The sequence below is a fragment of the Pseudomonas sp. Lb2C2 genome (genome assembly GCF_052112205.1).
Classification (GTDB): domain Bacteria; phylum Pseudomonadota; class Gammaproteobacteria; order Pseudomonadales; family Pseudomonadaceae; genus Aquipseudomonas; species Aquipseudomonas kilonensis.
The window spans coordinates 65,014-86,870 of sequence record NZ_JAUTYW010000010.1; the positions used below are offsets into that span (position 1 = coordinate 65,014).

25 protein-coding genes are annotated in these 21,857 nt (G+C 63.3%); 14 read left to right on the top strand and 11 right to left on the bottom strand.

Translation table 11 applies throughout. From position 1 onward, the window contains the following. Nucleotides 1-3: 3 nt before the first annotated feature. From Q7F16_RS26385 to Q7F16_RS26395, 3 genes are all read right to left on the bottom strand, one after another. Nucleotides 4-1,269: an ABC transporter permease gene (locus Q7F16_RS26385; protein ID WP_014340452.1), complete on the bottom strand. Its 1,266-nt coding sequence runs from the start codon at nt 1,267-1,269 to the stop codon at nt 4-6. A 1-nt stretch (nt 1,270) separates the two neighbouring features. Beyond that, nucleotides 1,271-1,978: an ABC transporter ATP-binding protein gene (locus tag Q7F16_RS26390; RefSeq protein ID WP_409557090.1), complete on the bottom strand. Its 708-nt coding sequence runs from the start codon at nt 1,976-1,978 to the stop codon at nt 1,271-1,273. A gap of 163 nt (nt 1,979-2,141) precedes the next feature. Beyond that, the gene (locus Q7F16_RS26395; RefSeq protein WP_079302780.1) at nt 2,142-2,729 is read right to left on the bottom strand and encodes a DUF2796 domain-containing protein; all 588 of its coding nucleotides are present in this window, start codon (nt 2,727-2,729) and stop codon (nt 2,142-2,144) included. Nucleotides 2,730-2,849: 120 nt separating this feature from the next. Here Q7F16_RS26395 and Q7F16_RS26400 point away from each other — a divergent pair, with 120 nt between their 5' ends. Continuing rightward, nucleotides 2,850-3,203 (top strand): hypothetical protein, encoded by a 354-nt coding sequence (locus Q7F16_RS26400; RefSeq protein WP_046064821.1) that lies wholly within the window; start codon nt 2,850-2,852, stop codon nt 3,201-3,203. Here the strand turns inward: Q7F16_RS26400 and trxA are convergent. The 3 genes from trxA to Q7F16_RS26415 form a co-directional block, all read right to left on the bottom strand. Next, the gene (gene trxA, locus Q7F16_RS26405; protein ID WP_024617594.1) at nt 3,200-4,072 is read right to left on the bottom strand and encodes a thioredoxin; all 873 of its coding nucleotides are present in this window, start codon (nt 4,070-4,072) and stop codon (nt 3,200-3,202) included. The genes Q7F16_RS26400 and trxA overlap by 4 nt on opposite strands. Before the next feature lie 177 nt (nt 4,073-4,249). Continuing rightward, complete coding sequence (locus Q7F16_RS26410; RefSeq protein WP_409557078.1) at nt 4,250-4,903, bottom strand: class I SAM-dependent methyltransferase; 654 nt, start codon at nt 4,901-4,903, stop codon at nt 4,250-4,252. Further along, nucleotides 4,900-5,364 (bottom strand): YbaY family lipoprotein, encoded by a 465-nt coding sequence (locus Q7F16_RS26415; RefSeq protein ID WP_046064818.1) that lies wholly within the window; start codon nt 5,362-5,364, stop codon nt 4,900-4,902. Before Q7F16_RS26415 ends, Q7F16_RS26410 begins: the two co-directional genes overlap by 4 nt. Nucleotides 5,365-5,491: 127 nt before the next feature. Between Q7F16_RS26415 and nrdR the strand changes: the two genes are divergently transcribed. The 12 genes from nrdR to Q7F16_RS26475 all read left to right on the top strand — a co-directional run bounded on the left by nrdR (nt 5,492) and on the right by Q7F16_RS26475 (nt 14,161). Then, entirely contained in the window at nt 5,492-5,956 is a 465-nt protein-coding gene (gene nrdR / locus Q7F16_RS26420) for a transcriptional regulator NrdR (protein WP_013694316.1), read from the top strand. After that, nucleotides 5,953-7,086, top strand: a complete 1,134-nt coding sequence (gene ribD / locus Q7F16_RS26425) for a bifunctional diaminohydroxyphosphoribosylaminopyrimidine deaminase/5-amino-6-(5-phosphoribosylamino)uracil reductase RibD (RefSeq protein WP_046064817.1) — start codon at nt 5,953-5,955, stop codon at nt 7,084-7,086. Before nrdR ends, ribD begins: the two co-directional genes overlap by 4 nt. A 46-nt stretch (nt 7,087-7,132) precedes the next feature. Beyond that, nucleotides 7,133-7,807 (top strand): riboflavin synthase, encoded by a 675-nt coding sequence (locus tag Q7F16_RS26430; RefSeq protein WP_018600195.1) that lies wholly within the window; start codon nt 7,133-7,135, stop codon nt 7,805-7,807. A gap of 16 nt (nt 7,808-7,823) precedes the next feature. Continuing rightward, entirely contained in the window at nt 7,824-8,915 is a 1,092-nt protein-coding gene (gene ribBA, locus Q7F16_RS26435; protein ID WP_046064816.1) for a bifunctional 3,4-dihydroxy-2-butanone-4-phosphate synthase/GTP cyclohydrolase II, read from the top strand. Nucleotides 8,916-9,006: 91 nt separating this feature from the next. Next, entirely contained in the window at nt 9,007-9,483 is a 477-nt protein-coding gene (gene ribH / locus Q7F16_RS26440; protein ID WP_003206025.1) for a 6,7-dimethyl-8-ribityllumazine synthase, read from the top strand. After that, nucleotides 9,480-9,980 (top strand): transcription antitermination factor NusB, encoded by a 501-nt coding sequence (gene nusB / locus Q7F16_RS26445; protein ID WP_003185935.1) that lies wholly within the window; start codon nt 9,480-9,482, stop codon nt 9,978-9,980. Before ribH ends, nusB begins: the two co-directional genes overlap by 4 nt. Before the next feature lie 17 nt (nt 9,981-9,997). After that, nucleotides 9,998-10,963, top strand: coding sequence for a thiamine-phosphate kinase (gene thiL, locus Q7F16_RS26450; RefSeq protein ID WP_046064815.1), 966 nt, complete (start codon nt 9,998-10,000; stop codon nt 10,961-10,963). Next, nucleotides 10,960-11,463: a phosphatidylglycerophosphatase A family protein gene (locus tag Q7F16_RS26455; protein WP_003206020.1), complete on the top strand. Its 504-nt coding sequence runs from the start codon at nt 10,960-10,962 to the stop codon at nt 11,461-11,463. Before thiL ends, Q7F16_RS26455 begins: the two co-directional genes overlap by 4 nt. 11 nt (nt 11,464-11,474) lie before the next feature. Further along, nucleotides 11,475-12,233: a substrate-binding periplasmic protein gene (locus tag Q7F16_RS26460; protein WP_046064814.1), complete on the top strand. Its 759-nt coding sequence runs from the start codon at nt 11,475-11,477 to the stop codon at nt 12,231-12,233. A 109-nt stretch (nt 12,234-12,342) separates the two neighbouring features. Continuing rightward, nucleotides 12,343-12,960, top strand: a complete 618-nt coding sequence (gene ribA, locus Q7F16_RS26465; protein ID WP_014340439.1) for a GTP cyclohydrolase II — start codon at nt 12,343-12,345, stop codon at nt 12,958-12,960. Continuing rightward, a complete protein-coding gene (locus Q7F16_RS26470; protein WP_014340438.1) occupies nt 12,957-13,376 on the top strand; it encodes a hypothetical protein in 420 nt (139 codons plus the stop codon). Before ribA ends, Q7F16_RS26470 begins: the two co-directional genes overlap by 4 nt. Further along, entirely contained in the window at nt 13,376-14,161 is a 786-nt protein-coding gene (locus tag Q7F16_RS26475; RefSeq protein ID WP_095974594.1) for a cobalamin-binding protein, read from the top strand. Before Q7F16_RS26470 ends, Q7F16_RS26475 begins: the two co-directional genes overlap by 1 nt. Before the next feature lie 111 nt (nt 14,162-14,272). Here Q7F16_RS26475 and Q7F16_RS26480 read toward each other — a convergent pair whose 3' ends face one another. From Q7F16_RS26480 to Q7F16_RS26500, 5 genes are all read right to left on the bottom strand, one after another. Then, nucleotides 14,273-16,105: a TonB-dependent receptor domain-containing protein gene (locus Q7F16_RS26480; protein WP_409557091.1), complete on the bottom strand. Its 1,833-nt coding sequence runs from the start codon at nt 16,103-16,105 to the stop codon at nt 14,273-14,275. A gap of 188 nt (nt 16,106-16,293) precedes the next feature. Further along, nucleotides 16,294-18,192: a 1-deoxy-D-xylulose-5-phosphate synthase gene (dxs, locus tag Q7F16_RS26485; protein ID WP_409557079.1), complete on the bottom strand. Its 1,899-nt coding sequence runs from the start codon at nt 18,190-18,192 to the stop codon at nt 16,294-16,296. A gap of 115 nt (nt 18,193-18,307) precedes the next feature. Continuing rightward, complete coding sequence (gene ispA / locus Q7F16_RS26490) at nt 18,308-19,195, bottom strand: (2E,6E)-farnesyl diphosphate synthase (RefSeq protein ID WP_014340434.1); 888 nt, start codon at nt 19,193-19,195, stop codon at nt 18,308-18,310. Then, nucleotides 19,192-19,434 carry an exodeoxyribonuclease VII small subunit gene (locus Q7F16_RS26495; RefSeq protein ID WP_003185917.1) on the bottom strand — a complete coding sequence of 81 codons (243 nt, stop codon included), beginning with the start codon at nt 19,432-19,434 and terminating at the stop codon, nt 19,192-19,194. Before Q7F16_RS26495 ends, ispA begins: the two co-directional genes overlap by 4 nt. Before the next feature lie 203 nt (nt 19,435-19,637). After that, the gene (locus tag Q7F16_RS26500; RefSeq protein ID WP_409557080.1) at nt 19,638-20,774 is read right to left on the bottom strand and encodes a Fic family protein; all 1,137 of its coding nucleotides are present in this window, start codon (nt 20,772-20,774) and stop codon (nt 19,638-19,640) included. A gap of 298 nt (nt 20,775-21,072) precedes the next feature. Here Q7F16_RS26500 and Q7F16_RS26505 point away from each other — a divergent pair, with 298 nt between their 5' ends. Next, nucleotides 21,073-21,831 carry a YfaP family protein gene (locus Q7F16_RS26505; RefSeq protein ID WP_409557092.1) on the top strand — a complete coding sequence of 253 codons (759 nt, stop codon included), beginning with the start codon at nt 21,073-21,075 and terminating at the stop codon, nt 21,829-21,831. The last annotated feature ends 26 nt before the right edge of the window (nt 21,832-21,857 follow it).

Consider the following 21,857-nt stretch of genomic DNA (forward strand, 5'->3'; position numbering starts at 1 on the left):
TCCTCATAGACGAATCGACAGGCCGTCGGCCAACGATTGGCGATAGGCGCGCCAGGCCGGCACGCTGCCCATCAGCAGGGCGGCAACCAGAATGCCAGCCAGCAGCGTCCATTCATATTCGCTCGGCCAGCTCATCGGCAGGTACAAGCCGTAGGCCGACTGCACGTAACCCTGGGCGGCGGCGATGCCAATGTACAGCAGCGCCAGCCCGGCGATGACCCCGGCCAGCGCCAGGGCAAAGGCTTCGAGCACCAGCAGCGTTGCGATGTGCCACGGCCGCGCGCCCACCGAACGCAGGATCGCCATTTCCCGGCGGCGTTCGTTAAGGCTGGTGAGGATCGCCGTGAGCATGCCGATCAATCCGGTCAGGACCACGAACAACGAAATCACGAACAAGGCTTTTTCCGCCGTGCCCATCAGGCTCCACAGCTCCTGCAACGCCACGCCGGGCAGGATCGCCAGCAGCGGTTCGCCACGGAACTCGTTGATCTCGCGCTGCAAGGCAAAGGTTGAAATCTTGCTGTTGAGGCCGAGCATGAAGGCGGTAATTGCTTGGGGCGTGAGGTCCATGTTGCGGGCCTGGTCGGCGCTGATGCGCCCATTGCCCTGGGCCGGAACACCATTCTTCCAGTCAATGTGGATCGCCTCCATGCCGCCGAGGCTGATGTGCAGCGTGCGGTCCACCGGGGTGCCGGTGCGCTTGAGAATCCCGACCACGGTGAAGGGCTTGTCGTCATGCTTGACCAGGCTGACCACCGCCACGCCGTGGGCCAGCACCAGTTTGTCGCCGAGTTTGTAGTGCAGCGCCTCGGCCACTTCGGCACCGAGCACCACTTCGAACGGATCGGTTGCGAACGCCCGGCCATCGGCCAGCGCCAGGTGCTGCTGGCGGCCGTACTGGTAATGCTCGAAGTAGGCCTCGGTGGTGCCCATCACCCGATAACCGCGGTGGGAATCGCCAAGGGACATGGGGATCGCCCATTTCACTTTCGGGTTGCTGGCGAAGTGTTCGAAGCTGTCCCAGCGGATGTTGTTGGTGGCGTTGCCGATGCGAAACACCGAGTACAGCAGCAGGTTCACAGAACCTGAGCGGGCGCCGACGATCAGGTCGGTGCCACTGATGGTGCTGGCGAAACTGGCCCGCGCCTCGGTACGTACCCGCTCCACGGCCAGCAACAAACAAACGGAAAGGGCGATGGCAAACGCGGTGAGGATCGCGGTGAAGCGGCGGTTCGCCAGGCTGGCCATGGCTAGACGGAACAAATACATCTCAAACCTCGAGTGGCGTGGCGGCGCGATTGAGATCGGCCAGCGACAGGTTGCGGTCGAACAGCGGCGCCAGGCTCTGGTCGTGGCTGACGAACAACAGGCTCGACCCGGCCTCGCGGCATTCAGCGAACAACAGCCGCAGGAAGTTTTCCCGGGCGTCGTAGTCCAGGGCCGAAGTCGGTTCGTCGGCGATCACCAGTTCCGGTTGGCCGATCAGCGCCCGGGCGGCGGCGACCCGTTGTTGCTGGCCGATGGACAACGAGTCGGCGCGCCGCTCCAACAGGTTCGGATCGGTCAAGCCCAGGTGGGCCAGCAGCGTGGCGGCGGCCTGATCGACGCTGCCATGGCGCTGGATCGCCCGTTGTGCGCGCAATTTCGAGAAGTGGCAGGGCAGTTCGACGTTCTCGCGCACCGAGAGAAACGGCAGCAGGTTGAATTGCTGGAAGATGTAGCCGGTGTGGTCGACGCGAAAGCGATCGCGGCTGCCGGCGCCCAGTTCGGTGAGTTCCTGACCGAGCAGGCGGATGCTGCCGCGATCCGGTGTCTGCACCCCGCCCAGCAGCCCCAGCAAGGTGGTCTTGCCGCTGCCGCTCGGGCCCTTGAGAAACAGCGTCTCACCGGCCTCCAGGCGAAACGCTGGGATATCCAGCAACGGCGGATGCCCGGGCCAACTGAAGCCCAGGTCGGAGAGTTCGATGAGTGCTTGGATCATGTTTGTCGCTTCAAAATAGTGGAACCTGTGGAACAACTGTGGGAGCAAAGCTTGCTCGCGATGAGGTCATTACATCCAGCTTGGATGTTGACTGTCGGACCTCTATCGCGAGCAAGCTTTGCTCCCACCAGGCTTGTTCCCACATTGGGGTTGCGATGAATCAGAACTTCAGGGCTGGCGCCTTGGCCGTCACTTCCACGCCTTGCTGGCCGCTCGGGCTGATCAGTTGTACCTGAATCTTCTGGGTGGCCGGGAAGGTTTTGAACAGGGTCGCCAGGTCCAGGTTCTTCAATGCACCCGGGGCGGCGCAGGTGAACTGGTAGTGGGCATGGATCTCACTGTGCTCGCCGTGGTGCTCGTCGCCATCTGCGTCTTCGTCATGGTCGTGATCGTGGTCCGGTTCATCACCAAACAACGGGCTTTCCAGTTCCTGCTGGGCCACGGTGCACTTGGCGGCGGCCGGCAGGTTGAATAATGCCAGTGGCTTGTCCAACTGCGCGCGTACGGCGGCGACCTTGGCCTTGTCGGCATCGCTGGTGGCGGTGTGTTCGAAGCCCACCAGGTTCATCGCCGGGCTTTCCAGTTCCAGCTCCAGAGTCTGGCCGTCCAGGGCAGCGTTCAATCGGCCGACGCCGTGTTCATGGGCGCTGAGGCTGCCATGCTCGTGGTCATGATCATGCTCGACCGCCGCGTGAGCGACAGCCAATGGCAGCAGGGCGAACGGCAAAGCGAGAAGCAGACGACGCATGACGAGTCTCCGAAAAGGTTATGTAATCTTATAACGAAAGTTCGGAGAGTTTGACCGTCTGCTTGGCGTCGCGCAAGGGCCATGGGAGCATGCGTACATGAAATATTCAGGAGTACGGTGATGTTGCGGATACGCGGAACCGTCGGCGATTGGCCGGTGGACTTGTCGATCGAAATGGATGAGGGCGACTGGGCGCAGCTCGGCGCGCAGTTGCAAGTGGCCAAGTCCGAGAGCGCAGTGGCGCCTGCGGCCAAACCAGTGAGTCAGGACGATGCCCAATGGCAGATCGCCAAGGAACTGCTGCGCAAGGCCGGGCAGTTGAGCGGCCCGGACCTGCTGGAACAGCTCGAAGGCTTGACCGGCAGCGCCTCGGCGGGCAAGCGCCTGTTGGTGCGCTTGCGCCACTGTGCCGAGGTCAAGGTATTGAGCGGCGCCGATACGCCGCTCTATAGCTGGGCTGGGGCTGAGGCTTAATACAACGCCGCGAACAGCTTGCGACGATAAGTCGTCACCAGCGGATGATCGTTGCCCAGCAGTTCGAACACCTGCAGCAAGGTCTTGTGGGGCAGGCCTTCGCTGTAGCTGCGGTTACGCATGAACAGCTTGAGCAGTGCATCGAGGGCCGCTTCGTACTGCTGGCGCGCCAGTTGCTGGATCGCCAGTTGGTACAGCGCTTCATCGTCCTGCGGGTCTTTCGCCAGGCGCGCCTTGAGGTCGGCGGCGTCCGGCAGGTGCTTGGCCAGGCCGAGGAACTGGATCTGCGCCTTGGCGCCAGCGAGGGCGGCCTTGTGTTCGTCGCTTTTCACCGCGTTGAGCACGGTCTGCGCTTCGTCCAACTCACCGCGCTCGGTCAGGCAGCGGGCATACAGGATCAGCGCCTTGGCGTTGGTGTTGTCTTCACCCAGCAACACCGTGAGCACGGCTTCAGCGTCGGCGAAACGACCGTCGTCGAACAGCGCCTGGGCCTGTTCGAATGGGTCAGCCGCAGCCGGAGGCGGCATCTGCACATGGGGTTCGAGCAGGGTTCGCACGGCCGATTCCGGCTGGGCACCGGCAAAACCGTCAACCGGTTGGCCGTCCTTGAACAGCACCACCGTTGGCAGGCTGCGAATGCCGAAGCGGGCGACAATGTCCTGCTCGATGTCGCAGTTGACCTTGGCCAGCAGCAGTTCGCCTTGATAGCTCTCGGCAATGGTTTGCAGCATCGGCATCAGGGCTTTGCACGGCGCACACCACTCGGCCCAGAAGTCCACCAGTACCGGTTTGTGGAAAGAGTTCGCGATCACCGACTGGTCGAAATCGGCGGTGGTGGCGTCGAAGATGTAGGGCGTTTCCTGAGTCATGGGCAATCTCGTAGAGCGCTTGAATGGGGCAACTATACGGCTTGGTGGGGGTGGCTGAAAGCGGGGAGGTCTTTCGTGTCTGGCAGGACGCCTTCGCGAGCAAGCTCGCTCGCACAAGGGATCCCAAGTGTTCATGCGACCCCTGTGGGAGCGAGCTTGCTCGCGATGCTTTTAAGGCTAGCGCCGCGCGTGGTACAGGCTCACATGCCGAAACTCTTCAGGCTCGGCCAGGTCCGGCAAGGTCATGGCCTGGAGCATGTCGATGCGTCGGTACAGCGGATGCTGGAAATCCCGTACCCGGGAGTCGGCCACCAACGCCTCACGGCCACGGCTGAGGAATTGATCGAGCAGCGGCAGGTTGGCCCGGTCATAGAGCACGTCGGCGACCAGGATCAGGTCGAAACGATCAACTTCGGCAAAAAAATCCGTCGAATAACCCAGCTCCACGCCATTGAGTGCGGCATTGGCCCGGCACGCGGCAATCGCCAGTGGGTCCAGATCGCAGGCCACCACCTCTAGCGCTCCAGCCTTGACCGCTGCGATGCCCGCCACGCCGGAACCAGCGCCAAAATCCAATATGCGCTTGCCCTCGACCCACTGCGGCTGTTCGGCCAGGTAGCGGGCCATCGCCAGGCCGCTGGCCCAGCAGAAGCTCCAGTAGGGCGGCTCGTGGAGAATGCGCCGGGTTTCCTCCGGGCTGAAGGCGCGGTCCATGTTGTCGCCGTCGATCAGCCACAACTTCAAGTCGGTGCCGGGTAGCGGACAAGCGACCAGGCGCGCGTCTCCAAGCAACTCGCTCAATGCCTGTTGCAGGTCCTGCGGTGCACTCATGGTGCTTTGACGAATTGCAGGGCGCCCAACGCCTGGGTGGTCGGTTGGCTGATGCGTTGCTCGGGCAAGTGCAGGATCAACTGGCCGGACTGGCTGGCGCGGCCACGCAGTTCCACGCGGGCGCCTACCGGGAAGGCTTGCGGGTTGAAGCGCAAGCGGAAGGGCAGGGCCTGGTTGGTGCCGATCAGGCTGGAACTGGCAAGCAGTTGTTGCGGACGGTCCTTGTCATCGATCACCAGCAACGCCAGTTCCACTTCGGCGCCGGCCGGCACGCCTTGCAAGGTGCCACTCAACTCGCGCTGATGCGCTGGCAGCGGCCCCAGTTCGGTGGCCTGCCGGGCTTTTTCCTGGGCCTGTTTCGGCGCGGGGGCCGGGGCGGGAGCGGCGGGCTTGGGGGCATCGCTGCTGCACGCCATCAGCAGGCTGAAAAAACTGAGCAAAACGAGCGATCGTAGCGGCATGTGTGGCTCCAGCAAGGTGAATTCCATGGATCTGACGGTAAGCCCGTCTGTATACCGTAAACCCTATGGCTTGTCTTGCCAGTGGGATGCGCTACCATGGCCCTCCCTTTTTTTGTTGCCTGCCACCATGCACTGTCCATTCTGCGGTGCCAACGACACCAAGGTCATCGACTCGCGACTGGTCGCCGAGGGCGAACAAGTCCGCCGCCGCCGCGAATGCCTGGCTTGCGGCGAACGTTTCACGACGTTCGAGACCGCTGAACTGGTGTTGCCGCGCCTGATCAAAACCGACGGCAGCCGCCAGCCGTTCGATGAAGAAAAACTGCGCGCCGGCATGCAGCGCGCCCTGGAAAAACGCCCGGTGAGCGTCGAGCGCCTGGAAGCGGCGCTGGTGCACATCAAGCACAAGCTGCGGGCGACCGGCGAGCGCGAGGTCAAATCCCTGGTGGTCGGTGAGTTGGTGATGGCCGAGCTGCAGAAGCTCGATGAAGTCGCCTACATCCGTTTCGCCTCGGTGTACCGGCGCTTCCAGGACCTGAACGAGTTCCGCGAAGAAATCGACCGCCTGGCCCGTGAACCGGTGAAAGAATGACCACCTCGGCGCAGCAAGCCATCCTCGACGCCCACTATATGGCCCGTGCCCTGGAGTTGGCGCGGCGCGGTCACTACACCACCCACCCCAATCCCCGGGTCGGTTGCGTGATCGTGCGTGACGGGCAGATTGTCGGCGAAGGCTGGCACATCCGCGCTGGCGAGCCCCATGCCGAAGTCCATGCCCTGCGCGCCGCTGGCGAACAGGCCCGCGGCGCCACAGCCTACGTGACCCTCGAGCCGTGCAGCCATCACGGGCGTACGCCGCCGTGTGCCGATGCGCTGGTCAATGCCGGCGTGGCGCGGGTGGTGGCGGCGATGCAGGACCCCAACCCGGAAGTTGCCGGGCGTGGCCTGCAACGGCTGGCCCAGGCCGGCATCGCCACCGAAAGCGGCGTGCTGGAAGGCGAAGCGCGCAAGCTCAATGAAGGTTTCCTCAAACGCATGGAGCACGGCCTGCCGTTCGTGCGGGTCAAGCTCGCCATGAGCCTCGATGGCCGTACCGCCATGGAAAGCGGCGAAAGCCAGTGGATCACCGGCGCCGCCGCACGCTCGGCGGTCCAACGCCTGCGCGCCCAGGCCAGCGTGGTATTGACCGGCGCCGATACGGTGCTGGCGGACAACGCCCGGCTGACCGTGCGCGCCGATGAACTGGGGCTCGATGCCGAGCAGACGGCGTTGGTCATGAGCCGTCCGCCGCTGCGGGTGCTGGTGGACGGGCGCCTGCGGGTGCCGCTGGATGCCGCGTTTTTCAAGGCCGGCCCGGCGCTGGTCGCGACCTGCATGGCGGTGGAAGAACAATACGCCAACGGTCCCGAATGCATGATCGTGGCAGGCGATGACGGCCAGGTCGATCTGCATCGCCTGCTGGTGGAGCTGGCGGGCCGTGGCGTCAACGAGGTGCTGGTGGAAGCCGGTCCGCGCCTGGCGGGGGCTTTCGCCCAGCAAGGGTTGGTCGATGAGTTCCAGATTTTCATCGCCGGCAAGTTCCTCGGTTCTTCGGCGCGACCGCTGTTGGACTGGCCGCTGGCGCAGATGAAGGACGCCCCGCAGCTGAAAATCACCGAAATCCGCGCCGTGGGCGATGACTGGCGAGTCATCGCCGTTCCCGTTGTGCAGGCGAGCGTATAATTCCCGGCTTTCGCGCAAGCGGCGGCCCGTTCTCGAGGAGGACTCCATGTTTACCGGCATCATCGAATCCATCGGCAGCATCCGTGCACTCACCCCCAAGGGCGGCGATGTGCGGGTCTACGTCGAAACCGGCAAGCTCGACCTGAGCGACGTCAAGTTGGGCGACAGCATCGCGGTCAACGGCGTGTGCCTGACAGCCGTCGAATTGCCGGGCAACGGCTTCCTGGCGGACGTCAGCCGCGAAACCCTCGACTGCACGGCCATGAACGACCTCAAGAGCGGCAGCCCGGTCAACCTGGAAAAAGCCCTGACCCCCACCACTCGCCTGGGCGGGCACCTGGTCAGCGGTCACGTGGACGGCGTTGGCGAAGTGGTCTCGCGCACGGATAACGCCCGGGCCGTGGAATTTCGCATCCGCGCGCCGAAGGAACTGGCCAAGTACATCGCCCACAAAGGCTCGATCACCGTCGACGGCACCAGCCTGACGGTCAACGCGGTGGATGGCGCCGAATTCCTGCTGACAATCATTCCCCACACCCTGAGCGAAACCATCATGGCCTCGTACCGGCCAGGTCGCCGGGTCAACCTGGAAGTCGACTTGCTGGCCCGTTACCTGGAGCGCCTGTTGCTGGGCGACAAGGCCGCAGAGCCGGGCTCCCCACAAAAGCCGGGTAACATCACCGAAAGTTTTCTGGCCGCCAACGGCTACCTCAAATCCTGACCCAAGGGGGTGCCGCGTGGCGCTCAATAGCATCGAAGAACTGGTTGAAGACATCCGCCAAGGCAAGATGGTCATCCTCATGGATGACGAAGACCGCGAGAACGAAGGCGACCTGATCATGGCCGCCGAATGCTGCAAGGCCGAGCACATCAACTTCATGGCCAAGCATGCCCGTGGGCTGATCTGCATGCCGATGACCCGCGAGCGCTGCGAGCTGCTGAAGCTGCCGCTGATGGCGCCGCGCAACGGCTCGGGCTTCGGCACCAAGTTCACCGTGTCCATCGAGGCCGCCGAGGGCGTGACCACCGGTATCTCCGCCGCTGACCGCGCGCGTACCGTGCAGGCCGCTGCCGCCCGGGACGCCAAGGCCGAAGACATCGTCAGCCCCGGCCACATCTTCCCGCTGATGGCCCAGGCTGGCGGCACCCTGGCTCGCGCCGGCCACACCGAAGCGGCATGCGACCTGGCGCGCATGGCGGGCTTTGAACCCAGCGGCGTGATCTGCGAAGTGATGAACGACGACGGCACCATGTCCCGTCGCGCGGAACTGGAAACCTTCGCCGCCGAACACAACATCAAGATCGGCACCATCGCCGACCTGATCCACTACCGGATGATCCACGAACGTACCGTTCAGCGGATTGCCGAGCAGCCGCTGGACAGCGAACTGGGCCAGTTCAACCTGGTGACCTACCGCGACTCGGTGGAAGGCGACGTGCACATGGCGCTGACCCTGGGCACCGTGTGCGCCGAAGAACCGACCCTGGTGCGTGTGCACAACATGGACCCGTTGCGCGACCTGTTGATGGTCAAGCAGCCCGGGCGCTGGAGCCTGCGGGCCGCCATGGCTGCGGTGGCCGAGGCCGGCAGCGGCGTGGTGCTGCTGCTCGGGCACCCGCTCGATGGCGACGTGCTGTTGGCGCACATCCGTGAAACCGGAGACCAGGCGCCAGTGAAAAAACCGACCACTTACAGCATCGTCGGTGCCGGTTCGCAGATCCTTCGTGACCTGGGCGTGCGAAAAATGCGCCTGATGAGCGCACCAATGAAATTTAATGCGATATCCGGTTTCGATCTGGAAGTTGTAGAATACGTGCCCTCCGAATAATAGCCCGGGATTTTCCGGCCCTGTATTCGTGGCTAATATCACTGAGGAGCGCGTTATAGAACGCGCTCCGGCTCTTTAAGAGATCTGACGAATGACCCTGAAGACCATCGAAGGTACCTTCATCGCCCCCAAAGGCCGCTACGCTCTGGTAGTGGGCCGTTTCAACAGTTTCGTGGTCGAGAGCCTGGTTGGCGGTGCGGTCGATGCCCTGGTTCGCCATGGCGTGAGCGAAAGCGACATCACCATCATCCGTGCCCCTGGCGCCTTCGAAATTCCGCTGGTTGCGCAGAAAGTCGCTCAAAAGGGCGAATATGCGGCGATCATCGCCCTGGGCGCGGTCATTCGTGGCGGTACTCCGCACTTCGAATACGTGGCCGGCGAATGCACCAAGGGCCTGGCCCAGGTGTCCATGGAATTCGGCGTGCCAGTCGCTTTCGGCGTACTGACCGTTGATTCCATCGAGCAAGCCATCGAGCGTTCCGGCACCAAGGCCGGTAACAAAGGTGCCGAAGCAGCCCTCTCCGCCCTGGAAATGGTCAGCCTGCTGGCGCAGTTGGAGGCCAAGTGATTAGCGACGAAAGCGATCGTTTCAACCCGCGCGATCCAAAGCCTGCGGATGCCGGCAAGCCGTCAAAAAGCGTCAAGCGTCGCGAAGCCCGTCAGCTCGCGACCCAGGCGCTGTATCAATGGCACATGGCCAAGCAATCGCTGAACGAGATCGAAGCGCAGTTTCGGGTCGACAACGATTTCAGTGATGTCGACGGTGCCTACTTCCGCGAGATCCTGCACGGGGTCCCGCAGTTCAAGACCGAAATCGACACCGCGCTCACGCCTTGCCTGGACCTGACCATCGAAGAGCTGGACCCGGTTGAACTGGCGGTGCTGCGCCTGTCCACCTGGGAACTGCTCAAGCGCGTCGACGTACCATATCGCGTAGTGATCAACGAAGGGATCGAGCTGGCGAAAGTCTTCGGTTCCACCGATGGCCACAAGTTCGTCAACGGTGTGCTCGACAAACTCGCCCCGCGTCTGCGTGAAGCTGAAGTGAAGGCGTTCAAGCGCTGATTGGCGCTTGAAATCCCATGGGTGAGTTTGAGCTGATCCGTAACTACTTCGCCGCCGCGCCTTGCGCGCAAGGCGGCGAGGGCGTTGCGCTGGGGATCGGCGACGACTGCGCCTTGCTGGCCGTTCCTTCCGGGGAACAGTTGGCGGTGTCCACCGACACGCTCGTGGCCGGTGTGCATTTTCCAGACCCGTGCGACCCGTTCCTGCTCGGCCAGCGCTCGCTGGCCGTGGCGGTCAGCGATCTGGCTGCCATGGGCGCCAAGCCTTTCGCCTTTACCCTTGCCCTGACCTTGCCGACGGTGACCACCGATTGGCTGCAAGCCTATGCCCGCGGTTTGAACCAGATGGCCCAGGCCTGTGGCGTGGCGCTGGTGGGAGGCGATACCACGCGTGGGCCCCTGAGCCTGACCATGACCGTGTTCGGCCACGTGCCGTCCGGCCAGGCCCTGACCCGTAGCGGCGCGCAGCCCGGCGATCTGCTGTGTGTCGGCGGCGAGCTGGGCAATGCCGCCGGCGCGTTGCCGCTGGTGCTCGGCCAGCGCAGCGCCGAACCTGCGATTGCCGAGCCGCTGCTGGCCCATTACTGGTCGCCGCGTCCGCAGATCGACCTGGGCCTGGCGCTGCGGGGCAAGGCCAGCGCGGCGATGGATATTTCCGATGGCCTGTTGGCCGATTGCGGGCATATCGCCGTGGCGTCCGGGGTGGCTTTACAGGTTGAACGGGACCGATTGCCGCTGTCCAACGCTCTATTAGCGTTTCTTGGCCGGGCGGACGCCGAGCAGGTCGCCCTGAGCGGCGGTGACGATTACGTGCTGCTGTTCGCCGTGCCACCGAGCCGATTGTCGGCGTTGCAGGCCGAAGGCTGGTCGATCCACGTGATCGGCAGCGTGCTGGCCGGGCAGGGTGTCACGCTGGTCGACAGCGACGGGCACGACATCACTCCGCGAGTGCGGGGCTATCAACATTTTCGGGAGACACCGTGACAGATCATCCCAACCAGGTCCCGGCAGAGTTCGTTCCGCCTTCGGTCTGGCGCAATCCCTGGCATTTCCTGGCATTTGGCTTCGGTTCGGGCACTTTGCCCAAAGCCCCAGGCACCTGGGGCTCTCTGGTTGCGCTACCCTTCATACCGTTGTGGCAGATGTTGCCGGACTGGGGTTATTGGCTGATGCTGGGCATCACCATGCTGTTTGGCTTCTGGCTGTGTGGCAAAGTGGCGGACGACCTGCGGGTGCACGATCATGAAGGCATCGTCTGGGACGAAATGGTCGGCATGTGGATCACCTTGTGGTTGGTACCGGAAGGCTGGTATTGGTTGCTGGCGGGTTTCCTGGTGTTCCGTTTCTTCGATATCCTCAAGCCGTGGCCAATCCGCTGGATCGACCGGCATGTGCACGGAGGCGTCGGTATCATGCTCGATGATGTATTGGCCGGGGTTTTCGCCTGGCTGGCAATGCAAGGATTGGTGTGGTGTTTCACCTGAGGGAGTCAGGCATGGGCGTAAGCCGCGCACTACTGCTGTTGCTGTGTTTGGGAACCTGTATAGGGGCGAGGGTGGCCGAGTCTACGCCGCTGCCTGACAAGGTCCGCGCGGCCAGCGAGGAGTGGGCCGATTACACCCAGGCCGATGGCCAGGGAATGGGCTGGGACATCTTGCGTGCAGTGTTCGAGCCTGAAGGCGTCAAGCTGGAGATCCGCAGTGTGCCCTACACCCGCTCGATCGGGTTGGTGCAGCGCGGCGAGGTCGATGTGCAGGTCGGTGCCTATCGGGATGAGTCCGAAGGCGTGCTTTACCCGAAGTGGCACTATGACGTCGATCACATCTATGCCCTGGGGCTGGCGTCCAAGCCGACGCCTACCCTGGCGACGATTGGCAACTATCGACTGGTCTGGATGCGCGGCTACGAATACAACAACTACCTGCCCAACATCCGGCGTTTCAATGAGATCCACCGGTCGGTGGGTATCTTGCCGATGCTGATTCATGAGCGAGCGGACTTTTACATCGATGCATCGATGGAAATCGAAGAAGTGCTCGCCAAGGCCGACGACCCCAAGCAATTCAAGCTCTCGCCGCTGATCAATTTGCCGCTGTACCTGGGCTTCGCCAACAACGAAAACGGCCGTGTGTTGCGTGCGCTGTTCGACCGACGCATGGAAGTGCTGGCGAAGAGCGGCGAGTTGAAGCCGATTTTCGAACGCTGGAAGCAACCCTATCCTTTCGACGAGCACGGCAAGCCGCCGAAGCCTTGATCAAACTTTTCGATGGTTATGGCCGACAATTCAGCCTAAGCGTCTACAGGAGCGTGCTGTTACAATGCCCGCCTCTGCGAATCTCCAGTACTAGATCAGGAGCACACCGGTGCCTGTCGTTTTTGTTGCCGCTTCCAAGCTGCCAACGCCCTTTGCGCAATTCACCATGCATGGTTTTCTCGATGAAGCCACCGGCCGCGAGCACGTCGTGCTGAGCCTGGGTGATTTCGCCGACGGTTCTCCGGTGCTGGGCCGCCTGCATTCCGAATGCCTGACCGGCGACGCGCTGTTCAGCCAGCGCTGCGATTGCGGTTCGCAACTCGAGGCCGCGCTGCAGGCCATCGCCCGCGAAGGACGTGGCGTGCTGCTGTACCTGCGCCAGGAAGGCCGTGGCATTGGCCTGTTGAACAAGATCCGCGCCTATGAGCTGCAAGACGGCGGCGCCGATACCGTGGAAGCCAACGAACGCCTGGGCTTTGCCGCCGACCTGCGTGACTACAGCATCTGCCTGCCGATGCTGGAGCATCTGGGCGTGAAGTCGTTGCGCTTGATGACCAACAACCCGCGCAAGGTCAAGGCGTTGACCGACATGGGCATCGTGGTGGCCGAGCGTGTGCCGCTGCACACTGGCCACAACCCCCACAACAAACTCTACCTGGCGACCAAGGCCAGCAAGCTCGACCACATGATGGGCAACGAGCACCAAGGCGAGGTTGACCGGGCGTGACGCGCGGTCAGGTCCGGCGGCGGCTGTCGGTCAGTTGGTGGAAATACCTGGCGCTGGCCTTGTTGCCGCTGTTTGTGATCAACGCGGTGTTCGGTGAGGGCGAAGCGATTCTCCCAGTGCTGGCGATGCCGCTGTTCATTGCCGGCGTGGCCTCGATGTTTGTCAGCCTGCGCTTCTTCGGGCCTTATAAACAAGCCTTGATCGCCACCCAGAAAGCCCTCGACACGCCCGAAGAGCCCCAGGCCTGGATTGACCTGGCGGCCCGTCGTCGCGCGGCCTTCCTGGTGGCCGGGCTGCCGGCCTGGATCGGCGCCCTCGCCGTGTTCGTGGGCCTGGAAGCGGTGCCGTTGATGCTGCTGGCCTTGTCGACCACCGTGTTGTTCTACCTGTATCGCATCCCGCGTCAACTCGGCTGATGAGCCGCTGGCTGGCGGTCTTGCTGCTGGCCGTCAGCGCCTCGACGATGGCGGCTACGCGGGTCGTCAGCCTCGCGCCGTCGCTGTCGGAAATCGTCGTTGAGCTGGGCTCCGCCGACCTCTTGGTGGGCGTACTGGATGGCGGTGACCGTCCGCCAATCCTTAAAGACCTGCCTTCCGTAGGGCGTTATGGCCAACTGGACATGGAGCGCTTGCTCAGCCTCAAGCCCGACCTGCTTCTGCTCTGGCCCGGCAGTGTCGGCCCGGCCCAGCGCGCACAGCTCAAGGGCCTGGGCATCCCCCTCTACGTCGCCGAACCCCGCAGCCTCGACCAACTCATCGCGCAAATCGAAGACATTGCCCTGCAACTCGGCCGCCCGGAGCGGGGCGTGCAGCGAGCGGCGCAATTGCGTGTGCGTCTTGAAGCATTACGCCAGCGCTATCGACGGGACCCACCGTTGCCGGTGTTCTACCAGGTCTGGGACCGACCGCTGTACACCGTCGGTGGCGGGCAGATCATCAGTGATGCACTGGCGGTATGCGGGGCGCGCAACGTCTTCGCCGACCTGAGCCTGCCGGCCCCGCAGGTGAGTGTGGAAGCGGTGCTGCAGCGCAATCCGCAGATCATCCTGGCCACGGAGCAGGCACAACTCGACGCCTGGAAAACCTGGCCGGTGGCGCAGGGGCGGCTGTTGCTGGTCAATGACAAGGGGCTGGAGCGGCCCAGTGGGCAGATGATCGAGGCGACGGCGCGGTTGTGTGAGTTGATTGCGCCTGATCGGTAGACCGCGGCGCCTGCAATCGCGAGCAAGCTCGCTCCCACAAAGGCAACATCAATCCACTGTGGGAGCGAGCTTGCTCGCGATGAGGCCAGCCCAGGCACCACAGGTTCTGGATCAGAGGGAGGGAGTCCAAGTCACCCCAAACAACCATGCCCGACCTTCCTCCCGATACCCATGCTGACCCCCATCATGGCTATACAGCGCCCGGCTGTACCCCTTGTCCAGCAGGTTATCCACCTTCATCTCCAGCTTAACCTCCCGGGTCAGGGTCCAACTTCCGCGCAACCCGAGCAGGGCATAGCCGCCCAGGGCATTGCGGTTGTTTTCATCGTCGTAGCTGCCACTCACCGCTTGCCAGGTGGCGCCCAGGCCGAGGCGGTCGAATTGCCGGTCCAGGTCCAGGCTCAAGGTCCGTCGGGCGCGGCGGGCCAGGGTGTGGCCGCTGTCGCGGTCCCGTGGGTCGATGATGGCCAGGCCCAGGTTGCCCTGCCAGCCGAACACATCCTGCAGGTAGGCCATCTCAAAACCGTTGATCCGCGCCGACGCGACATTCTGCGGGCGTGAGTTGCTGCCAAAGATGATCGCGTCTTCCAGGTCCGTGCGGTACAGCGAGGTCTCCAGGCGGGCGCTGTCGCTCAGCTGGCTGCGCCATTGCAGTTCGTAGCTTTTCGCCGTTTCGGGTTTCAGGTCAGGGTTGCTGAAGTTCGGGTAGTACAGGTCGTTGAAGGTCGGCGCGCGGAAGCTTTCGCTGTAGGTCAGCAATACGTCGTTGTCCGGGTTGATCGGCAGGGTGAGCGTGCCGCTCCAACTGTTCTGGCCGCCAAACTGCTGATTCTGGTCGCGACGCAGGCCCAGTTCGGTGGAGAAGGTTTCGGCCTGGAAGCGATGCTGGATGAACGCGGCACGGTTCCAGCGGCTGTCTTCGTCGAACGGCGTGCTGCTGTTGACCCGGTCCTGATACCAGTCGCCGCCGACGATCAGGCTATTGCGCTCGTCCAGCGTCACGTCGTTCTGCCAGGTCACGGAATCGCGGTAGGTGTTAAAGATTTCGCGGACGTCGCTGAGCTTGTCGAAGGTCTTTTCACGGTTCTCGCTGTGGCCCAGTTCCAGGCGTGATTTCCAGACGTCGTTGATTCGCCCGTCCACATAGGTGCTGAAGCTGCTCACCGCAAACTCGCTGTAGGGTTGCTGGGGCAGGGATTCGAAAGTCTTCGGGTCGAAGCGGCCGAACGGGTTGTCGTATTCGCTTTTGCCGCGGTTATCCAGCAGGTTCAGGCCGACTTCCAGGTCATCGCTGGCCGCATGGCTCAGGCTCAGGCTGAAAGACTGATTGCGGTTGGCATCGTCGTCGCGGTCGCTGGCATAGGACTCGCGGGTCCGATTGCTTCCGGCGCTGTCGTCGAGGCTGGCGCCGAGGTTGAAGCGGGTCTGCTCGTCGCCGCCGGACAGGCCCAGGCTGCGTTCCCAGGTCTGGTGGCTGCCGACACCCACATGCAAGCGCGGTTGCAGGCCTTGCTCGTTGCCGCGGCGGGTGAAAATCTGAATGACGCCACCCACCGCATCGGCACCGTAGATCACCGAACGCGAACCGCGCAGCACTTCCACACGCTCGATCTGGTTGATGTTCAGGCGTTGCAGGTTGCTGTCGCCGGAGGTGGCATTACCGATGCGCTGACCGTCCACCAGCACCAGGCTCTGGGCCGATTTGGTGCCGCGAATGTAAATCCCCGGCAGGCTGCCGCGCCCACCCAGCGGTGCCACCTGCACGCCTGGCACACGGCTGAGCAAGTCAGTGACACTGGCCGGTTGCAAGCGATCGATGTCGTCGCGGGTGAATACGGTATTGGCGGCACTGCTGTCGTTGCGGGCTTCGACCTGGCGGTTGGCGCTGATCACGATGTCGGGCAGCTTCAGGGCCTGGTCGCGCTCGAAGGTGTCGGCCAGCAGGTCGGGAGCAGGGAGAGGGTGAGGGCTAGGCGGAGTTTCATGGGGTTCCGGACATTTCTGGTCTGCACAAAACCCTTGTGGGAGCGAGCTTGCTCGCGATAGCGGTGTGTCAGCCAATGGGTTAATTGACTGATCTTCCGCTATCGCGAGCAAGCTCGCTCCCACAGGGGATCTGTGTGGGCTGAAAATTACAGGCCCAACAACTGCAACCGCTGACGCACCGCCGCTTCGATCCCCACCTCGTCCAATCCACATTCAGCCAGCATCTGCGCCGGCTTGGCATGTTCGACGTAGGTGTCCGGCAAGCCCAGGTGCAGCACGGACTTGAGGATGTTTTCCCTGGCCAGGAATTCGCTGACCGCCGCGCCGGCACCGCCCATGATGGCGTTTTCCTCGAGGGTGACCAGCAGGTCATGGTTGCCGGCCATCTCGCGCACCAGGGCTTCGTCCAGGGGTTTGACGAAGCGCATGTCCACCACGGTGGCGTCCAGGGTTTGCGCGACTTTCAGGGCTTCGGCCAGTTGCACGCCGAACACCAGCAGGGCGGTTTGCTTGCCCTGGCGGCGGATCACACCCTTGCCGATCTCGATGGGCTCGAGGTCGGTCGAGATCGTCGCGTTCGGGCCGGTACCGCGCGGGTAGCGCACTGCCGCCGGGCCATTGAACAGGTGGCCGGTGGTGAGCATCTTGCGCAGCTCGTTTTCATCGCTCGGGGTCATCACCAGCATGCCGGGGATGCAGCGCAGGAACGACAGGTCGAAGCTGCCAGCGTGGGTCGGGCCGTCTTCGCCCACCAGGCCGGCGCGGTCGATGGCGAACAGCACGTCGAGGTTCTGTACCGCGACGTCATGAATCAGTTGGTCGTAGGCCCGTTGCAGGAACGTCGAATAGATCGCCACCACCGGCTTGGCGCCTTCACAGGCCATGCCGGCAGCGAGGGTCACGGCGTGCTGCTCGGCAATCGCCACGTCGAAATAGCGTTGCGGGTAGCGTTCGCTGAAGGCCACCAGGTCCGAGCCTTCCTTCATCGCCGGGGTGATGCCCACCAGGCGCGGGTCGGCGGCGGCCATGTCGCACAGCCATTGGCCGAAGACGCCGGAGTACTTCGGTCCGCCGGCCTTTTTCGGCGTGGCCGCCGGAGCGTCCAGGGGTTCGAGCTTGGTGATGGCGTGGTAGCCGATCGGGTCGACTTCCGCCGGGGCGAAGCCTTTGCCTTTCTTGGTGACCACGTGCAGGAACTGCGGGCCCTTGAGGTCGCGCATGTTGCGCAGGGTGGCGATCAGCGTGGGCAGGTCATGGCCGTCGATGGGGCCGATGTAGTTCCAGCCCAGTTCTTCGAACAGCGTGCCGGGGACCAGCATGCCCTTGGCGTATTCTTCGGTACGGCGGGCGATTTCCCAGGCGCCGGGCAGGCGCGACAGGACTTTCTTGCTGCCTTCGCGCATGCTCGCGTAGGTGCGGCTGGAGAGGATCTTCGCCAGGTAGTTGGACAAACCGCCAACGTTGCGCGAGATCGACATGTCGTTGTCGTTGAGGATCACCAGCATGTTGGCGTCGACTTCCGGCGCGTGGTTCAGTGCCTCGAAGGCCATGCCCGCAGTCAGTGCGCCGTCGCCGATCACGGCAATGGCCTTGCGCTCGCTGTTTTGCAGGCGGGCGGCAATCGCCATGCCCAGGGCGGCGCTGATGGAGGTGCTGGAGTGACCGACGCCAAAGGTGTCGTATTCGCTCTCGGAGCGGCGCGGGAAGGCGGCGATACCGTCCTTCTGACGCAGCGTGCCCATGCGCTCGCGACGACCGGTGAGGATCTTGTGCGGGTAGGCCTGGTGCCCGACGTCCCACACCAGCCGGTCGTCCGGGGTGTCGAACACGTAATGCAACGCGATCGTCAGCTCGATGACGCCCAGGCCCGCGCCGAAGTGCCCACCGGTCTGGCCGACCGTGTAGAGCAGCTCCAGGCGCAACTCATCGGCCAGGGTTTCCAGCTCGGCTTCACCCAGGCGACGCAGGCCGTCCGGCGTGTTGGCGCGGTCCAGCAGGGGCGTGGTCGGGCGCTTGCGGGGAATCTCTTGAAACGTCGTGGGCATCAGGCGAATCGTTATAGGTATAGAAAGAGGCGGCAGTTTACCTTATGCATCGCAAGCTGCCCACGCGTAGGCCGGAACTTGGCCGATACGCACTTATGAATGGGTTGACCCTGTATCAGCTGCGCCGTTCGACGATATAACGCGCCAAGTCGCGCAACGGCTCGGCCGCCGCGTCAAAGGGTCGCAGCGCGGCCAGGGCCTGGTCGCGCAACTCCAGGGCGTAGGCCTTGGCAGCGTCGAGGCCGAGCAGGGCCGGGTAGGTCGGCTTGTCGCGGGCGATGTCGGCGCCCTGGCGTTTGCCCAGGGTCTGGGTATCGCTTTCGACGTCGAGGATGTCGTCCTGCACCTGGAACGCCAGGCCGATGGCTCGGGCGTAGGTCTGCAAGGCTTGCAACTGGGCGGGCGTGGCCCGGCCGCTGGCCAGGGCACCGAGTTTGACGCTGGCTTCGATCAAGGCGCCAGTCTTGTGCCGATGCATGTATTCCAGGGCGCTCTGGTCCAGCTTCAGGCCCACTGAGCCCAAATCGATGGCCTGGCCGCCGACCATTCCGGCAGGGCCTGCCGCCAGCGCCAGGGCACTGACCATGTCCAGGCGAACCTGCGCCGGGCAATCGCTCAGGGCCGGGTCCAGCAGGGCGCTGAAGGCCAGGCTCTGCAAACCGTCGCCGGCCAGGATCGCGCAGGCTTCGTCGAATTGCTTGTGGGTGGTGGGCTGGCCGCGACGCAGGTCGTCGTCGTCCATGGCCGGCAAATCGTCGTGCACCAGCGAATACGCGTGGATCAACTCCACCGCACAGGCGGCGCCGTTGGCCTGCTCGGCCTGGCCGCCCAAGGCTTCGCACGCGGCGTAGGCCAACAGCGGCCGGACACGCTTGCCGCCGTTCATCACGCTGTAGCGCATGGCTTCGTACAGGCGCGCCAGTTCCGGGCTCGGGGCGCTGAACAAGCTATCCAGTGCAGCATTGACCCGGGCCTGGCTGCTGGCCTGATAGGCGCCGATCATTCAGGCTGTTCCGCGTCGAAAGGCTCTTCGGTCAGCTCACCGTCACGCTCGAGCAGCAATTGCACCTTCTGCTCGGCCTGGGCCAGCGCCGCCTGGCAGTCGCGAGTCAAGCCGATACCCTGCTCGAAGGCGGTCAGCGAGTCTTCCAGCGACAATTCGCCGTTCTCCAGCCGTTCGACCAGCGTTTGCAGGTCGGCCAGAGATTGTTCGAAATCCAGTGCAGCTTTTTTGCGGGCCATGGCGGCTATTCCGGTTGACTGTTAAACCGGCGCGACACTAGCAGACATGGGGGGTTCGGGCAAATCAGGGCGGGGTAAACGTCTGCCATGATCCATTGCTTTTGTGGCGAGGGAGCTTGCTCCCGCTCGAGCGCGCAGCGGTCGCAAATGCTTGGGGCCTGCTTCGCAGGCCAGCGGGAGCAAGCTCCCTCGCCACAGGGTGTTCAGTCGGCTGGATAGTTGATTCGGTACCGGGTACTGCGCCCGCCACCGGGCATCCGCTCCAGGCAGCCTTTTTCCAGCAGTTCCGCCAGGTGTCGCGTGGCCGTCGCCTTGGAGACCTTGGCCACGGCTTGATATTGAGCGGCGTTGATCCCCTGCTCGAAACCCTTTTCACCGCCGTCGAGCAGCCGGTTCAGCACTTTGCTCTGTTCAGCGGTGAGTGCCGAAGCACGATGGGCCTGCCAGAACCGCGTCTTGCCCAGGACGCTTTCGATCTGCGTCATCGCTTTGTGCAGGCTGCGCAACAGCGTCTGCAGAAACCAGGTCAGCCAGGCAGTGATATCCAGCGTCGCCTTCTGACTGTTCTCCAGGATCCGGTAATAACCGGCGCGGTCGTCGAGGATGCTCACGGACATGGCGTAGAAACGGATCGCCTGAGCCTCACCCTGGGCCAATGCCAAATCGGTCAGGGTGCGGGTCAGGCGACCATTGCCATCGTCGAATGGGTGCAGGGTAACAAACCAGAAATGAGCAATGCCGGCACGCAGTAGCGGATCGAGGCTGACCTGATGGCGACTGGCTTCGAACCAGTCGACGAACGTTTGCAATTGCTGTTCAAGGCCCTGGCGAGGCGGCGCCTCGAAGTGAACGATAGGTCGGTCCAGCCTGCCTGAGACCACTTGCATCGGTTCGTCACCGCGCAGCGTACCGACGCGGATCTGTCGGTGGGCAAAGTCGCTGGTTTGATCAGGAAACAACCACTCATGCCATTCCAGCAGGCGTTCGACCGTCAGGGGCTGGTTGAAATGTCGGGTCGCGTCCAGCAACAGGTTCGCCAAGCCTTCGCTGCGTTGGCTGACCGGCGTTTCGTCGCCTTGTTCCAGGCCGAGGCGGCGAGCCAGCGACGAGCGCACCGAGCCGACATTCAATTGTTCTCCTTCGATAGCCGAAGAGGTCACGATGTTTTGCAGCAAGGCATCCAGTTCGTTCTGGGCACTGAGGGAAGCCGTGACCGTGCCCGTCATGCCGAGCAATTGACCTTGTGTCTGCACGCATTCGCGTAGCAGGGGGGCCAATGCTTCAGCTTGCCAGCGGAAGTCGGGCCAGTCGGGCTGTTGCCAGATCCAATGGGGTGTCATGCGCCTGTCCAAAGATGAATGAGCCGAATAATAGCGCTATTCGGCTCATTTTGTGAGCCGAATAAATCCTCTATTCGGCTCACGTCCCCCTCAGTACGTGATTTCCCACACAGAATCGCGCGTTCCCCGATTGTGAAAAAACCGTCAAATCGATACTCTTCGCGCCATCTACGGCCCCCTTGCGACGGGGCCTTCAGACGAAACCTGAATAATGACAAGCGCGCTGAGGATTAGCGCCGGGTTGCGTCGTGCATGGCAGGAGGCATACGTGCGTTTTCTTTCTTTATTGATCGTGCTGATGGGCGCGCCACTGGCGTGGGCGCAGCCTTCTGCCGAGATGTCGGAGCCGGTGGGCGGTTGGCGCTACAGCGGCTTGCTCGATCGCACCGAAAACCCGCAAGTCGCCTATCCCACACCTCCCATCGACCGGGGCGTGCAGCGCAACCGTACGATGATCGAGGGCCGGCTCAAGGCCATGGGCACGGCTCGCCAGCCCCACAGCCTGGCGGTCAACGGCAATCCACTGAACCTCTATACCGACGACGAGGGGCGTTTCGCCCGGCCGTATGCATTCGGCGCCGGCTCCAACAGCGTCGAGGTGCGCAGCTCCGAAGGCCAGTCCCTCAAGCGCGTGCAATTCTACGAAGCCAACAACCTGCGCACCCCGGCGCAGATCCGCGTGGTGCTGGGCTGGGACGACCCCAAGGCCGAACTCGATCTGCATATCGTCACCCCCGACGGCCAGCATGCGTTCTTCGGCCAGCCGGCGCTGAGCAACGGCGGCGGTCTCGACCCGGATGGCGTCGATGGCCCCGGCCCTGAAATGTTCACCATGACCGCGCCGATGCACGGCACCTACCTGGTCTACGTGAACTATTGGGGCAACTACGGCAGCGGTGGCTACAACTTCGATGAGACCAGTAACGAGAACGAGGTGATCACCTCGCAGATCAACCTGGTGCTCAACGAAAACACCGTCGATGAAAAACGCGAGACCTTTGTCGTGCCCCTGCGCGCCATTGGCGATCTGTTGCTGGTCAAGACTTTCAATTACTAAGCTCCACGGATGAACAGGCCCTTGTG